This window comes from Pseudomonas sp. LF020 (assembly GCF_053456425.1).
Map to the genome: position 1 here is coordinate 276579 of NZ_JBRFIX010000009.1, position 15708 is coordinate 292286.

14 protein-coding genes are annotated in these 15708 nt (G+C 56.6%); 2 read left to right on the forward strand and 12 right to left on the reverse strand.

The window, feature by feature from the left end; all coding sequences use genetic code 11:
- Window positions 1-2: 2 nt before the first annotated feature.
- The 6 genes from ACU680_RS21820 to dksA all read right to left on the reverse strand — a co-directional run bounded on the left by ACU680_RS21820 (window position 3) and on the right by dksA (window position 8320).
- Window positions 3-1403, reverse strand: a complete 1401-nt coding sequence (locus ACU680_RS21820) for a polynucleotide adenylyltransferase PcnB (RefSeq protein ID WP_047600294.1) — start codon at window positions 1401-1403, stop codon at window positions 3-5.
- A 734-nt stretch (window positions 1404-2137) separates the two neighbouring features.
- Window positions 2138-3574, reverse strand: a complete 1437-nt coding sequence (locus tag ACU680_RS21825) for a sigma-54-dependent transcriptional regulator (protein ID WP_448180485.1) — start codon at window positions 3572-3574, stop codon at window positions 2138-2140.
- Window positions 3575-3596: 22 nt separating this feature from the next.
- The gene (locus tag ACU680_RS21830) at window positions 3597-6551 is read right to left on the reverse strand and encodes a sensor histidine kinase (RefSeq protein WP_007963899.1); all 2955 of its coding nucleotides are present in this window, start codon (window positions 6549-6551) and stop codon (window positions 3597-3599) included.
- A complete protein-coding gene (locus ACU680_RS21835) occupies window positions 6535-6711 on the reverse strand; it encodes a hypothetical protein (RefSeq protein WP_003176118.1) in 177 nt (58 codons plus the stop codon). The genes ACU680_RS21830 and ACU680_RS21835 overlap by 17 nt, the downstream gene beginning before the upstream one ends.
- A gap of 77 nt (window positions 6712-6788) precedes the next feature.
- Window positions 6789-7685: a tRNA glutamyl-Q(34) synthetase GluQRS gene (gluQRS, locus tag ACU680_RS21840; RefSeq protein WP_367085743.1), complete on the reverse strand. Its 897-nt coding sequence runs from the start codon at window positions 7683-7685 to the stop codon at window positions 6789-6791.
- A 191-nt stretch (window positions 7686-7876) separates the two neighbouring features.
- Complete coding sequence (dksA, locus tag ACU680_RS21845) at window positions 7877-8320, reverse strand: RNA polymerase-binding protein DksA (RefSeq protein ID WP_003228250.1); 444 nt, start codon at window positions 8318-8320, stop codon at window positions 7877-7879.
- 334 nt (window positions 8321-8654) lie between these two features.
- Between dksA and ACU680_RS21850 the strand changes: the two genes are divergently transcribed.
- Together ACU680_RS21850 and sfsA are read left to right on the forward strand one after the other, a co-directional pair.
- Window positions 8655-9827, forward strand: a complete 1173-nt coding sequence (locus tag ACU680_RS21850; RefSeq protein ID WP_103367313.1) for a pyridoxal phosphate-dependent aminotransferase — start codon at window positions 8655-8657, stop codon at window positions 9825-9827.
- Window positions 9827-10540 (forward strand): DNA/RNA nuclease SfsA, encoded by a 714-nt coding sequence (sfsA, locus tag ACU680_RS21855; protein ID WP_103367314.1) that lies wholly within the window; start codon window positions 9827-9829, stop codon window positions 10538-10540. Before ACU680_RS21850 ends, sfsA begins: the two co-directional genes overlap by 1 nt.
- On the opposite strand, the gene ACU680_RS21860 is transcribed toward sfsA, so the two are convergent.
- The 6 genes from ACU680_RS21860 to ACU680_RS21885 all read right to left on the reverse strand — a co-directional run bounded on the left by ACU680_RS21860 (window position 10537) and on the right by ACU680_RS21885 (window position 15694).
- Window positions 10537-10854 (reverse strand): Rieske (2Fe-2S) protein, encoded by a 318-nt coding sequence (locus ACU680_RS21860; protein ID WP_448180486.1) that lies wholly within the window; start codon window positions 10852-10854, stop codon window positions 10537-10539. The two genes, sfsA and ACU680_RS21860, sit on opposite strands and share 4 nt — an antisense overlap.
- Before the next feature lie 75 nt (window positions 10855-10929).
- Entirely contained in the window at window positions 10930-11922 is a 993-nt protein-coding gene (locus ACU680_RS21865; RefSeq protein ID WP_448180487.1) for an NAD-dependent epimerase/dehydratase family protein, read from the reverse strand.
- Window positions 11919-13031: an aminotransferase class I/II-fold pyridoxal phosphate-dependent enzyme gene (locus ACU680_RS21870; protein WP_448180488.1), complete on the reverse strand. Its 1113-nt coding sequence runs from the start codon at window positions 13029-13031 to the stop codon at window positions 11919-11921. The genes ACU680_RS21865 and ACU680_RS21870 overlap by 4 nt, the downstream gene beginning before the upstream one ends.
- Window positions 13028-13849, reverse strand: a complete 822-nt coding sequence (locus ACU680_RS21875) for an NAD(P)-binding domain-containing protein (protein ID WP_448180489.1) — start codon at window positions 13847-13849, stop codon at window positions 13028-13030. Before ACU680_RS21875 ends, ACU680_RS21870 begins: the two co-directional genes overlap by 4 nt.
- Window positions 13842-14483, reverse strand: coding sequence for an acetoacetate decarboxylase family protein (locus ACU680_RS21880; protein WP_448180490.1), 642 nt, complete (start codon window positions 14481-14483; stop codon window positions 13842-13844). Before ACU680_RS21880 ends, ACU680_RS21875 begins: the two co-directional genes overlap by 8 nt.
- A gap of 53 nt (window positions 14484-14536) precedes the next feature.
- Complete coding sequence (locus ACU680_RS21885; RefSeq protein ID WP_448180491.1) at window positions 14537-15694, reverse strand: MFS transporter; 1158 nt, start codon at window positions 15692-15694, stop codon at window positions 14537-14539.
- Window positions 15695-15708 lie beyond the last annotated feature (14 nt).

Genomic DNA, 15708 nt, shown 5'->3' on the forward strand with positions numbered 1-15708 from the left:
TCTTATTCGCCCGATGCGCTCGGTGCCCCGGCGCGCTTGCGCTTGGAGCCGCTGCTGCGGCGACGTTTGCGCGGTGCGCCACTGGCGTCATCGCCCTTGCCGCTGAGGTCACGGATCATGTCGCGACGTTCGCTGTCGTTGGCGTCCTGATAGTCCGTCCACCACTCGCCCAGACCGTCGGTCTGCTCACCAGCGCTTTCACGCAGCAGCAGGAAGTCGTAGCCGGCGCGGAAGCGTGGATTGTCCAGCAGCAGGTCGGCGCGTTTGCCGCTGCGGCGTGGCAGGCGTTCCTGCATGTCCCAGATCTCGCGGATCGGCATGGTGAAACGCTTCGGAATGGCGATGCGCTGGCACTGTTCGGCGATCAGCTCGTGCGCACCTTCCTGCATGGCCGGAATTGGCGGCATGCCACGTTCCTGCAGACGCAGCACGCGGGCCGGCAGGGCAGGCCACAGCAGCGCGGCAAACAGGAACGCCGGGGTTACCGGTTTGTTCTGCTTGATGCGCAGGTCGGTGTTGGTCAGCGCTTCGCTGATCAGCGTGTGGGTGTATTCCGGGTTGTGCTCGAGTGCGTCGGCACTGGCCGGGAACAGCGGGGCGAACAGTTGCAGATCGACCAGCATCTCGAAAGTGATTGCGCCGTGGCCGGAGAGGAACAGCTTGAGCACTTCCTCGAACAGACGGGCCGACGGGATCTCGCGCAGCATCGGCGCCAGTTCGCGGATCGGCTGCACGGTGTGCTTCTCGATGCCGAAATTCAACTTGGCGGCGAAACGCACGGCCCGCAGCATGCGCACCGGGTCTTCCTGGTAGCGCTGCTTCGGATCGCCGATCAGGCGGATCAGGTGATTGCGGATGTCGTGCACGCCGTTGGCGTAATCGAGAATGCGCTCGCTGACCGGATCGTAATACAAGGCGTTGATGGTGAAGTCGCGGCGTTGCGCGTCTTCTTCCAGGGTGCCGTAGACGTTGTCGCGCAGAATCCGCCCGCTCTCGTTACGCGAAGACTGGTTGCTGTCTTCGTCGTCTTCATTGACCGGGTGATTGGCGCGGAAGGTCGCGACTTCAATGATTTCGCGACCGAAATGGATATGCACCAGTTTGAAGCGGCGCCCGATGATCCGCGCATTGCGGAATTCGGCACGGACTTGCTCGGGGGTGGCACTGGTGGCGACGTCGAAATCCTTGGGCGTGATGCCCAGGAGCATGTCACGCACGCAACCACCGACCAGATAGGCCTGGTAGCCGGCGCCTTGCAAGCGTTCGACGATATTCACCGCATAGCGGCTGAATTGCCCCTTCTGCAGCGAATGTTGGCCGCTGTTGAGCACTTCAGGGGTGCTGCGGATGTGTTGCGTACGACGCACGGGAGTTCGGAATGACTGGAACAGCTTCTTCAGCATGGGATGCACTGTTTGAAGGAATGTTCGGCCATACCAAAGAATGACCGCATGATGGGCGCAGATTCTAGCATTTAGTCGGGGGATGGTGTAGGACGCAGCAGATTTGCGCTGTAAGCCGCAAGCTGCAAGGGTCGAGGAGGGTAAAGACAGCAGGATTTTCAGAACGGGAGAAACTACAAGGGGAGCCGAAGCTCCCCAAGAAGTAGTTGCGTGCTCTTTTTATTATTGATTCGGGCTTCTTGTTTTTGTTGAGTGCCCTCGCCATGAAGCTTTTCCTTCATGACCCTCCCAATCGGGAGCCAAGAGCAAACGGATTGCTTTGGTCGCTGTGTTGCAGTGATCTTGCGATCCAACCAGTACAGGCTCTGTCTTAGGACAGTTTTTGTTGTTCTCGGCCTGGTCGTGGGGCTAGCCCCAAATACAACGCCTCTCCAAAAGAATCAGTTAGCTGCGCCTCTCGCCGTCTTGTTTTTATTGTGCGTGAGTCGATTCGTCTTATTTTTATTGTCTTGTGCATTGCTTGTTATTGTTCTTGTACCAAACATATAGCAGGTGCCGTGCCAACTTTTGCGAAGCCCAATAAAACAAGGGGTTAGGTCGTTATAACCGTTTTCTCGGGGCGAAAAAAAGCCGGGGTTTCGTTACCGATAACCCCGGCTTCTGTTACGTGAAAGGACTGAGGTAACAGTTTTTTCACGTCTTCAAGCGTTACCCGCGCACTCGACAGGTAACGTTCAGCTCTCGCTGGTAACCCCGGTCTTGCGCCGTGGAATGCCCAGACGCTGACGGCGTTCCCACAGGCACTTGCGGCTGACGCCCAGTTTGCGCGCCAGTTCGGTTTCGGTCATGTGGTCCTGATGCTCAAGAACGAAGTGCTGGAAGTAGTCTTCCAGCGACAGGTCTTCAGTCGGTTCATGACTGCTGTTGCTGGCGTTACCCGGCGTTTGTGGCGGCAGACCGATGAACTCGTCGTCTTCCAGGTCGCTCAGCTCGATGTCGATGCCCAGCAAATCGGCAGAGATTTCCGGGCTTTCGCTCAGGATCACTGCGCGCTCCACCGCGTTTTCCAGCTCGCGCACGTTACCCGGCCAGGAATAATGCCGGATGGCCTGTTCGGCATCGGCGGCAAATTTCAGGTCGGTACGGTTGATGCGCGCACTTTGACGGGCGAGGAACGCGGTGGCGATTTCGTTGACGTCGGTGCCACGTTCGCGCAACGCCGGCAGTTTCAGGGCAATCACGTGCAGTCGGTAATACAAGTCTTCACGGAACTGGCCGATTTTCGCCAGGCTCTTGAGGTCGCGGTGGGTCGCGGCGATCAGGCGCACATCGACCTTTTGCGACTGCACCGAACCCACGCGGCGAATCTCGCCTTCCTGCAGCACCCGCAGCAAACGGGCCTGGGCTTCCAGCGGCAACTCGCCGATTTCGTCGAGGAACAGCGTGCCGCCGTCCGCCGCTTCCACCAGACCGGCGCGACCGGCGCTGGCGCCAGTGAACGCGCCTTTTTCGTGGCCGAACAGTTCGGACTCGATCAGGCTTTCCGGAATGGCCGCGCAGTTCACCGAAATCATCGGTGCCTTGGCGCGCTTGGACAGGTTGTGCAGGGCGCGGGCCACCAGCTCTTTACCGGTGCCGGACTCGCCCTGGATCAGGACATTGGAATCGGTCGGTGCGACTTTGCGGATCTTGCTGTACAGATCCTGCATCGGCGGGCACGAGCCAATGATGCCGATTTCGCCGTTGCTGTTGTCGACAGACGGTTTGCCGCTGCCATTGGCTGCTTTGCCGGCAGGCGCTTCGCCGGCGGCAGGCGTCGACTGGTGATCACGCAGGATCCGCGCGACAGCCTGAAGCATTTCATCGTGATCGAAAGGCTTGGCGATGTAGTCCACCGCGCCCATCTTCATCGAGTCGACCGCCGAGCGCAGGCTGGCGTAGCTGGTCATGATCAGCACCGGTTTGCCCTGGCCAAGCTTGATCAGCTCGGTGCCGGGGGCGCCAGGCAGGCGCAGGTCGCTGACGATCAGATCGAATGTGGGAATACTGAAGCGTTCTTGTGCTTCCTGCACAGAACCGGCTTCGCTGACCTGATACTGGTTACGTTCCAGCAGGCGGCGCAAGGCGGAGCGGATAATGGTTTCGTCTTCGACGATCAAAATGTGCGGCATTGATTCGATACTCTCGACGGTCTCAGTTCACAGCGGACGTCGCTTCGACATGACGCGGTAAGGTCACCCGGATACGGGTGCCGCGCTGGCTTTGAACATCAGCCGGGCTGTCGATGGTGATTTGTCCATAATGCTCTTCAACGATGGAATAGACCAGTGCAAGGCCCAGACCGGTACCTTCGCCAGGGTCCTTGGTGGTGAAGAAAGGTTCGAACAATCGGTCCATGATGTTCTGCGGAATACCACTGCCTTCGTCTTCGACGATCAGATCGACCGTGTGTTCGCCGGCTTCACTCTTGACCCGCACCGCACTGCCCGCAGGCGAGGCATCACGGGCGTTGGAGAGCAGATTGATCAGCACCTGGGCGAGTCGCTGCGGATCGCCTTCGACCCAGTGATCCGGATCGCACAGGTTGTAGAACTGCACTTCGAAATTGCGCCGGTTCAGCGCCAGCAGGCCGATGGCGTCCTGCGCCACTTCCGCCAGACAAACCGGTTCGTCGCTGTGCTGATGGCTGCCGGCATGGGCGAAGCTCATCAGCGACTGCACGATGCGTGACACACGCTTGGTCTGTTCGAGAATCTGCCCGCTGATTTCCGTCAGTTCACCGTCTTCTTCGCGCTCTTCGCGCAGGTTCTGCGCCAGACACGCAATACCGGTGATCGGGTTGCCGATTTCATGGGCTACGCCTGCCGCGAGACGGCCGATGCTCGCCAGGCGTTCGGAATGCACCAGTTTGTCTTCGAGCATCTGCGTTTCGGTCAGGTCTTCCACCAGCAGCACCAGGCCGCTGTTGCCCGGTGCCAACGGTTCATCGATCGCCGCTTTGTGCAGATTGAGCCAGCGGGTCTGGCCGTCGAGGGCCAGGTGCTGCTTGTGCAAATGTTCATCGGGCAGGTTGATGAAGCCTTGCAGCAATTGCTTCCACGGATTGGCGATGGTGCTCAGGCGCGAGCCGACCACCCGTTGCGCGGCAATCCCGGTGAGTTCTTCCATGGCCTTGTTCCACATCAGGATCTCTTGATCCTTGGCCAGCGAGCAGACGCCCATTGGCAGCTCCTGCAGGGTCTGGCGGTGGTAGCGACGCAAAGCGTCGAGTTCGGCGGCCAGCCCGGTGAGGCGCGAGTGGTAGTCCTCGAGACGGCTTTCGATGAAGTGGATGTCTTCGGTGACGTAGTTTTCGCCACCGGCCTTGTACGGCAGGAAGGTTTCAACCATGTCCTGCGCCACGCTCGGCCCCATCAAGCCGGAGAGGTTGGCTTCAATGCGATCGCGTAGACGACGCAATGCATAAGGACGGCGTTCGTCGAACGGCAGATAGAGATCGCGCAGCGCCTGCTCGACTTCTTTCTGCGCCGCCTTGGCGCCCAGCGGTTTGGCCAGTTGCGTGGCGAACTCCTGGGGCGAGGCCGCATGCAGTTCGCGGCGTTGCGGGCGACGCACATTATCCACCGCACAGGCTTCGGCGGCGCTGGCTTCTTCCGGGCTGGCGTTGGTGAACAGCGAGATCAGGGTGAACATCAATACGTTGGCCGCCAGCGAGGCGATGGCCGCCATGTGCCAACTGGTGTCGTCCAGCACGTAAATCATGTTCAACAGGGGAATGTAGAAACCCTGCAGGTTGCCGACCAGCGGCAACAGCATGGTCACCACCCACACCAAAATCCCCGCCAGCAAGCCGGCGATAAAGCCGCGACGGTTGGCGGTCGGCCAGTACAGCACCGAGAGCACGCCGGGCAGGAATTGCAGGGTCGCGACGAAGGCGACGATGCCGAGGTTGGCCAGATCCTGTCCGGCGCCGAGCATCAGGTAAAAGCAGAAACCGGCCATGATGATCGCGACGATCAGCGCCCGGCGGGTCCACTTCAGCCAGCGATAGATGTTGCCTTCAGCCGGTGGCTGGTACAGCGGCAGCACCAAGTGGTTCAGCGCCATGCCCGACAGTGCCAGGGTGGTGACGATGATCAGGCCACTGGCCGCCGACAATCCACCGACGTACGCCAGCAAGGCCAGCGGTTTGCTGTTGGCGGCGATGCCGATGCCGAGGGTGAAATATTCCGGATCGGTGGTGGCGCCGAGCTTCAGGCCAGCCCAGAGAATCAGCGGCACCGCCAGGCTCATCAGCAGAAGGAACAGCGGCAGGCCCCAGCTTGCACTGACCAGCGAGCGCGGATTGAGGTTTTCGGTGAAGGTCATGTGATACATGTGCGGCATCACGATCGCCGAGGCGAAGAACACCAGCAACAGCGTGCGCCAAGGCCCTTCCTGCAGCGGCGTGTGCAGCGCGGCGAGGGCGGTCTGGTTTTGCAGTAGCCATAACTCCAGCTGTTGGGGGCCGTCGAACACGCCGTACAGCGCATAGAGGCCGACGCCGCCGAGGGCGATCAACTTGATCACCGACTCGAAGGCAATCGCGAACACCAGCCCTTCGTGTTTCTCGCGGGTGGCGATATGCCGGGAACCGAAGAAAATCGTGAACAGAATGATCAGCGCACAGAACGCCAGCGCGACGCGGCTCTGGATCGGCTCGCCGGTGAGGATGCCGATGGAGTCGGCCACCGCCTGAATCTGCAACGCCAGCAGCGGCAGTACGCCGATCAGCATGAAGATCGTGGTCAGCGCGCCGGCCCAGGTGCTGCGGAAGCGGAAGGCGAACAGGTCCGCCAGCGACGACAGTTGATAGGTGCGGGTGATTTTCAGGATCGGATACAGCAGCACCGGCGCCAGCAAAAACGCTCCAGACACCCCGAGATAACTGGACAGAAACCCGTAGCCGTACTGATAGGCCAGGCCCACCGTGCCGTAAAACGCCCAGGCACTGGCATAGACCCCCAGCGACAGGGTGTAGGTCAGCGGGTGGCGAATGATCGCCCGCGGGATCATGCCCCGCTCACTGATCCAGGCAACACCGAACAGCACCGCCAGGTACGCGGCGCTGATCAGGATCATCTGGGTCAGGCTAAAGCTCATCGGCATCTTTTTGGCTCTGCAGGATGAAGGTCACGACAATCAGGATCAACCAGAGCAGATACGGCCGATACCAGGCGCCCGTGGCGTCGATCCACCAATCCATGATGGCTGGCGAAAACAGATAGATTCCCACGACCAGAAGCAGGACCAAGCGATAGATGTACATCCCGGCCTCTCTTTTTTATGCGCGTGCCCGAAAACGTGCGGCGATGGTAACGGATGGGCGCGCCACTGCAAGTGCCGTCATTGCAGTTGCGCTTCGGGCAGGCTCAGTGTGCGCGGGATCTTTGTCGCATCCCAGTGGCCTGCGCCCCATTTCAGCAATTCCTGCGGTGAAGCGTGGGCCAGTTCGGCGCCGGGGTTTTGCCCCAGCGCACGCAAGGCTCGCAACAGCAGCGGCGTGGCCTGGTCGGCCTCAAGCGGTGGCGAACGGTAGGATTTGCCGAGCTTGTTGCCGTCCGGTTGCGTGATCAGCGGCAGGTGCAGGTAGCGTGGCTGACGTAAGCCCAACAATTCTTGCAGGTAGAGCTGGCGCGGGGTGGAGTCGAGCAGGTCGGCGCCGCGCACGATGTCGGTGATGCCCTGCCAGGCGTCATCCAGCACCACGGCCAGTTGATAGGCGTAGAGGCCGTCGCGGCGGCGAATCACGAAATCGCCGACATCACGCCCCAGGTGCTGGCGGAATTCGCCTTGCACCCGGTCGATGAAGTGGTATTCCAGCTCCGGCACGCGCAGGCGAATCGCCGCGCCTTGCTGTTCATGGCCGGCATTGCGGCACAAGCCCGGATAAATACCGTTGTAAGCCTCCAGCTGTTTGCGCGAGCAAGTGCAGGCGTAAGCGAGGCCGTGATTGAACAGACTGTTGAGAACTTCGGCATAGGCTTCGTGCCGGTCACTCTGGCGCACCATCTCGCCGTCCCATTCGAAACCGTAGCTTTCCAGCGCCTTGAGAATCGCCGCCTGTGCGCCGGGTTCTTCCCGAGGCGGATCGAGGTCTTCCATGCGCACCAGCCAGCGCCCGCCGACCGCGCGCGCGTCGAGGTAAGAGGCGAGCGCGGCGACCAGCGAACCGAAGTGCAGGTGGCCACTGGGAGTGGGGGCGAAGCGGCCGATGTAGGCGGGGGCAGTTTTGGCAGTCATGGGTCAAACTACTTTTCAGGGCGTGCGCAGGTCAACTTGTAGGAGTGAGCCTGCTCGCGATGGGGGTGGTTCAGTCATCATTGATATTGAATATCAAACCGCTATCGCGAGCAGGCTCACTCCTACACAAAGGCAAAAGGCAGAAACAAAAACGGAGCGTTCGCACGCTCCGTTTTTCGTTCAGGTCGAGATTACTTGCCGACCTGCTTTTCCTTGATTTCCGCAAGGGTCTTGCAGTCGATGCACAGATCGGCGGTAGGACGGGCCTCGAGGCGCTTGACGCCAATCTCGATGCCGCAGGATTCACACCAGCCGTACTCTTCGTCCTGGATCAGTTCGAGGGTCTTGTCGATCTTCTTGATCAACTTGCGCTCGCGGTCGCGGGCGCGCAGCTCGAGGGCGAATTCTTCTTCCTGGCTGGCACGGTCGGCCGGGTCAGGGAAGTTGGCCGCTTCGTCTTTCATGTGATCAACAGTACGGTCGACTTCCTGCATCAAGTCCTGTTTCCACTTGTTCAGGATCTTGGTGAAGTGCGCGCGCATGGGGGCGCCCATGTACTCTTCGCCGGCCTTCGGAACGTAAGGTTCGAAGCCGCTGATCGTCGCTTGCTGCTGTTGCTTTGCTTGGGTGGGCATGAAATGGACCGCCTCTACTCTTGTAATCCATTGCGCAGGATTGCTCCATCACCGACACCTGCCGGCCCTGCGGCTGCAAGCGGGCGAACTTACCAGATCAATTCGGCCCGCGCTACTCCCGGATGTCGAGGCCCCGGCGGGTGGCGCTTGCAGATGTTTGGCAAGCCGTGTCTGGCGCTGATGAAAGCCTGTTCAATCACTGATTTTAGTCAATCCTGGAGCGTACGCTCATATCGTTACAGTCCAGCGTTCTTGAGGCTGTGACCGCGACGGGTTCTCGCTCGTTCCGGCAGATGGGTAGAATCGTCTCTTTTTCCCCGTCGAAGGAAAACCAATGGCTCAGCCTTACAGTGCGCGCAGTCGTGCGATCGAACCGTTCCATGTAATGGCACTGCTTGCGCGGGCCAACGAACTGCAGGCCGAAGGCCACGACGTGATCCACCTGGAAATCGGCGAGCCGGACTTCACCACGGCCGAGCCGATCATCCGGGCCGGGCAAGCGGCGCTGACGGCGGGCAAGACCCGCTACACCGCGGCGCGCGGTATTCCTGAGCTGCGCGAGGCGATTTCCGGGTTCTATCAGACGCGTTATGGCCTGAACATCGATCCGCGACGGATCCTGATCACGCCGGGGGGCTCCGGCGCGCTGTTGCTGGCCAGTGCCTTGCTGGTCGATCCGGGTAAGCACTGGCTGCTGGCCGACCCGGGTTACCCGTGCAACCGGCACTTCCTGCGTCTGGTCGAAGGCGCGGCGCAACTGGTGCCGGTCGGGCCGGACGTGCGCTATCAACTGACCCCGGATCTGGTTGCGCGGCACTGGGATCACGATAGCGTGGGAGCGTTGGTGGCGTCGCCGGCCAACCCGACCGGCACCATCCTGACCCGTGACGAGCTGGCCGGGTTATCCACCGCGATCAAGGCGCGCCACGGGCATCTGGTGGTGGACGAGATCTACCACGGCCTGACTTACGGCACCGATGCCGCCAGCGTGCTGGAAGTCGATGACAGCGCTTTTGTCCTCAACAGTTTCTCCAAGTATTTCGGCATGACCGGTTGGCGCCTCGGCTGGCTGGTGGCGCCGGATGCGGCGGTCAGTGAGCTGGAAAAACTCGCGCAAAACCTCTACATCAGCGCCCCGAGCATGGCGCAGTACGCCGCATTGGCCTGTTTCGAGCCGGACACCATCAGCATTCTCGAAGAGCGCCGCGCCGAATTTGGCCGCCGTCGCGACTTCCTCCTGCCGGCGTTGCGCGAGTTGGGTTTCAACATCGCCGTCGAGCCGGAAGGGGCGTTCTATTTGTACGCCGATATCAGCCAGTTCGGCGGTGATGCCTTCGCGTTCTGCCGACATTTCCTCGAAACCGAGCACGTAGCCTTCACCCCGGGTCTGGATTTCGGCCGTTATCAGGCCAGCCACCATGTGCGTTTTGCCTACACGCAAAACCTCCCTCGCTTACAGGAAGCGGTGGAGCGTATCGCTCGCGGCCTGAAGAGCTGGCAAGGCTGATGCGCTTTTATCCGGCTCTGGAAGAGGCGCGGCTGATCCGTCGCTACAAACGTTTTTTGGCAGATGTTGAAACGGTCAACGGCGAGTTGTTGACCCTACACTGTCCGAACACCGGTTCGATGCTCAACTGTCAGGTTGAAGGCGGGCAAGTGTGGTTCAGTCGCTCAAACGACCCGAAGCGCAAACTGCCCGGCACTTGGGAAATCGGGGAAACGCCGCAGGGTCGACTGTTCTGCGTGAACACCGGCCGCGCCAACGCCCTCGTTGAAGAGGCGCTGCAGGCCGGTGTCATCAGCGAGTTGAACGGCTTCACGGCGCTTAAACGCGAAGTGGCATACGGTCAGGAAAAAAGCCGTATCGATTTCCGCCTTGAATACCCGAGCGGGCCGGCTTATGTGGAAGTGAAGAGTGTCACTTTGGGGTTCGACGGGACGAACGTCGCGGCGTTTCCCGACGCGGTCACCCAGCGTGGCGCCAAGCATCTGCGGGAGCTGGCACACCTCGCCCGTGACGGTATTCGTGCGGTGCAGCTGTATTGCGTCAATCTCAGCGGGATCGAGGCGGTGCGTCCGGCCGAGGAAATCGATTCGGCGTACGCGGATGCCTTGCGTGAAGCGGTGGCGTGCGGGGTCGAGGTGTTGGCTTACGGCGTACGTTTGAACCACGAAGAGATGGTGATCGACCGGCGGCTGGACGTTTTGCTCAACGGTTAAACATCTATCCACAGCCCCTGCGCGTCTTCGCGGCAAGGAATGGCGGTCAGGGATTGCCCGGCGCAGGGCCCGGCGACGCATTCACCGTCCTCGATCAGAAACAGTGCGCCGTGGGTGGCGCACTGGATCAGGCTGTTGCTCGGGTCGAGAAACCGGTCGGGCTGCCATTCGAGGGCGACGCCACGATGCGGGCAGTGGTTGCGATAAACATAGGCCTGGCCATTGCGGCGCACGGCAAACAGTTTGTTGCCGTCAATGTCGAATCCACGGCTGCTGGCCTCAGCGAGATCTGCGCCGGGGCAGAGAAACTTCATGGCTTTCATCCTGTTTGGAAGACGGCGGTTGCAATGAGCCAGGTTCGACCGGAACCTGGCTAGGCATGCCAAGGCTCAAGACAAAGTCTGCGCCCAGCGTATCGAGTTGGAAACAGATGTTTGCAAAGGCGTAGCAGGCTCCCATCCCAGTAGCTCGCGCGCAAGTTCGCTGGACGCGTAACCGCCAATAATGTCTCCGGATCTTCGATCAGCAATCTCTACTATCAATTCACTGGCCGTGGTGTTTTGGAACGCCGCAACAAACTCTTTGACCGTGACCCCTTGTTCCGACCCCAGATTTATGACGGGAAGGCCAAATTCATTCAGGGGTACGGATAAACAATTGCGGTCAAACGCTTCAGCCGCCAGGACGTGGGCGTTGGCGAGGTCGCAAACGTCAACGAAATCCCGGATGGTGGACCCATCCCGGGTATTCCAGTCGTCACCGTTGATCTGGAAGGGGCGATCAAGTGCAGCACATTGAATCAATGAGTTCAACAGGCTGCTTTTATTGCTGCCGCGGAAACCGGTTCTGAGTTTATGGTCACTGCCAATGGGGTTGAAATATCTGAAGATGACAAGCTGAAAATCGCCTACTTTCGAGAGGTCATTCAACGCCAGTTCCAGAAAAAACTTTGAGCGCGCATAAGGGCTCGTGGGATTCGGAGCAAAGTTTTCGTCAAAACTATAAGCGGCTTCGGAGTTGTACAGGGATGCAGTGCCACTCAAAATCAACTTGCTGACACCCAGGTCCAATAGATGATTGATCATCGCTATGGATTTTGAGAAGTTGTTATTGTAATAAAGCTCAGGGTTGGTCGTGGATTCGGCGACGTCAATTTTCGCTGCGCAGTGAATAATCAGCGACAGGTCAGGATGGTCGTTGATGATCTTGGTCAAAAGTGTTTTGTCTGCGATGTCGCCTTGATAATAGTCGAAATCTTTATTCGTCTTGCTGTTGCTTTCCGGTTGTTCGTCAAGAATGACCGGGTGATGTCCCGCGTCGGCCAGCGCAAACGCAATCGTGTTGCCGATATACCCGGCTCCGCCAGTGATAAGCGCTTTCATTTTGTATTTCCAAATAAATCAAGAATAGTGTCTGTTGCATGGATCATCTGGCTCTGCGGGTGAGCAAAGTTGAATCTGATCCAGCCAGGAGCGCCGAAGTCCGCTCCATCCGATATCGCGATCCCCTTATCCAGAAGCCTTGCGAAGACATCGCAACCCGCGGCCCGTGCATCAATCCATGCGAGGTAAGTGCCACCTGAAGGAACGTACCTCAAGGATGTTTTTAACAGACGATCATGCAGGTAGCGCTGGTTGTACCTCAATTGCTGTAAAAGTGTTTCCAGCCAGGCTGAGCAGTGAACGTACGCATGCTCAAGTGCAACAAGACCCAATGCATTTATCCCAGAGCAATGAAGTGCCAAGGTTGATACGAAAGCTTTGCGGATCTGCTTGGATGGAATGACGGCGTAGGCTACCGAGACGCCTGCCAAATTGAAAGTTTTGCTGGGTGACAGGACCGTTATCGATTTGTTTTCAAGACCTTTCACGGAGCCTAGCGGAACATGGCGCTGATCACCGAGAATAATGTCAGCGTGCGCTTCGTCGGAAATGACTACCGTGCGCAGACCCTTGATGCACTCTGCCAAGGATTCTAATTGCGCACGGCTCGCGACCGTACCTGTTGGATTTGCAGGATTGCATAGAACTACAGCGGACGGGTTCTCAAGTGCGATGCTTTGTAGATCATGAACCGAGAATGGTATGTGCGAGGTATTTATATCTATTGTGGTTATGCCCGCATCAAAGCTTTTGCCAATATCCAGAAGCTTATGGTAGTTCGGCTGTTGGGTGAAAATTGCCCCACTTTTATATACGCTTTTAACACCTGTGCGGACGCCGGAAATTGTATTTGGAATGATAACAATCCACTCGCGATTGATTACCCAGTCGTAGCGAGTCGCGCACCAATGTTGAATGGATTGATAAACGGTTTCCGCAAGCTTTGGGTATGAAAAATGTCCTTCCTTGACTCTTTCGGTTATTGCCCGAAGTATTGGTTCGGGGGTAGCGAACGACATGTCTGCTACCCAATGTGGCTGAGCGCCTGGGTAGCGGGCGAGCGCCAAGGTGTTTTGCTCCGAGCGGTTGGCTATGCGCAGTGGGTTCATCGGAAAAACTCGCGCATTGAAGTGAAATCAGAATTTTCGTAAGCCAAGGTGTGCTCACTGTCCAAAATTGCAAGAAGACATTCAGATAGATCGAGTTTATTGCCGCTGAATTCGTCTAGCGCATACCTTATGTCTTTGATGGCGTATTTGAGCTTGCAGTGTACATCTTCATAGTTCGCGGACAGAGATTGGGAGAGTTTCTGACGTGCGATAGCGCCCATCCAGAAATCATCATTCGAAGAGACGATCTCGGCTGCAAGTTCTTTCTCAGGCAAGGCATTCAAAAGCGGCAGCATTTGGCTCATCAGGCCTAGGCAAGAAAGTCCCCAGAGGTTATAGAACAATTTGAACTGCGTGGCTCCGGAAATGCCGTTGAAATTGTATATTCGACTGGACGTCGCTTTCAGAAACTCATTGGTTTCAGGTGAGGTTGATTCTGAGTAGGCAAAATAAATCAAACTTCCATTCAAAGCGCCGGATTTACTGCCTGTAAAGGGCGCTTCGATGAATGAAAATTTTTCTTTACAAAAAATCTTGTTGATATTTGTAATGATCTCGCAGGTTAGCGTGGAGATCTCTATGAATTGAGTGTTGTAAGCTTTCCAAGTCAAAGCGCAATCAAGTAATTCGTTCCAGATGCCTTTTGCGATCGCAGCATCGGGAAGGCAAGAGACTACAAAATTATACTCGGAGATATTGATTGTTCTCAAATCTGTGGACGAACGCTCGTAATAATCTAGGCACCATTCCTTGCCTGTCAGGTAACTGGCGATCGAGGAGGTGATGACGCCTTTACCGATAAACAAGACGTTATGCATATTGAGCGCCGTGTACAGTGAAAGAATCAGAAACAAAGCCTGCTTTGAAGGGAGTTGTATTTCTGATTCCATATTCCGCCAACAAAGGAAGATCTAGTTTTATCGTCTTGCATGTTGAAATAGGGGTGGCGGAGTAGTCGGAAATATTCAGCACTGAAAGGCCTTTGGCTTCAAATTCCGCAGTGCGATAGTTTCTATAGGTCAGATGAGGAAGGAGAGAAATGTCCTCAGAAACCGATTCCAGTGTTTGGAATTGGACGACATTTTCATAGCCTTCCCAGTGAAACTCATGGGATCGGCTGGAGATATTGATTTTGCCAATGCTTTTTGTATAACCCAGCAGTGCCCCTCTAACAATAGAGTGGGGGGCGTCGACAATTGCAAATATGGGGAAGTAATATTGTACTGAGTTGAGGGTGACAGCTACTTTAAGAATTGCCTCGTGGCTTGTCATGAAATCATCGTCGGCAAAGCATGTTGATTTCATTTTCGAAATGGTCAATAACATCTGTTGGCTTGGTGTTACATTGACGGGAAGCAATTCAAGCGTTTCAGACGCCCGGGAGTCTGGCTTAACTTCAGCGCTGAACTGAATGTGCAGGTTTTCGCATTGGAATTTCCATGGTGCAATCATAAACGCTCCTTGGTTTTAGAGTTAGGCTGCGGTGCTTCGCATTTGTTGGGGTATCAAAGTTTTAGATCGTCACCGCAGTAATCCGGACTCGAAGGAGCAAGATGGCCGAGGAACAGTAGGAAGAGAATCGCAGTTGCGCTGCAAGCCAGGAGCACCATTTCAGTTCCACCAAGTTTTTGCAAAATGGGCCCTGTGATGTATCCAAAGGTAACTCCTATAAACGCATACATACCCCGAATTCCATTAAATTTGGCGCTCATGCCTTTAGGGATTTTTATCTGAAACTGATTGTGAGATCTGAGGAACATTATTTGAAAGCAAAAGCCTATCAAGAAAGAGAATGCGTTGATCAGTGAACTGGAATGCGTAAAGATAAAGCCGAATTCGCAGGCGGCAATGATTATGATCAGAATGCCATACATTCTGAAGTGCTCGCCAAAAAATCGTTCAAACATTACGTTTGCAATGATTAATCCGACAACCTGTGAAAATATTACTTGGGTGTACAATTGGGTCGGGTTGTCTGAACTGCTTTGACAGTAAGCCAATAGAATGCTTAGAAACAACCCGGACAGAAGCATACCGGTGAAAATAAAATAATTGGCAGTGTTCAGTTCCTTTGGCGCGCGCAGTGTGAGAGTTGGTGGCGTGGCATGTTTCGCTGGAACGCTGAATGATGATGTAAAGAGGCTCAAAAGCAGACAGGCCCACAATATAGCTACGGTGAAGTCCAAATAATCATCAGCCAATATCAGGCTCAGGCACAACGGGGCGGCTGCCATAGCGAGGGTAATTGAAAGCTGCATGCGAGTATGAGCACGAGACAGATACGATTTGTCGACTTCGCCGTTGATTACCGCTAAGCGACGGTAATTGATGATTCTGAGCACTGCGCCAATGCAGAACATCAAGGAGCACCCCCATTCGAGGCCTTGGGTAAGCCCAAACATAAAATAAGATAAAGTCCCCGATATTCCGAGCGCACCAATAAGGCCCAAGTAACGCTTCTGGTCGTACGTATCAATGTAGGGGGCGATAATTAACCCGGTAAATACAGTCGAAGCGGCGAGCGCGCTCAGGAGTAGTGACATTTCAAAGCTGCTGAGGCCCAAGTGATCAACGATTAACGGGATCGATGCCTGAGTAAAACGTTCGGTCAGAGATATGCTGAAGCACAACAGAATAATCATGTGGCTTTTTAAAGTGTTCACCACGTTGTTCCTTT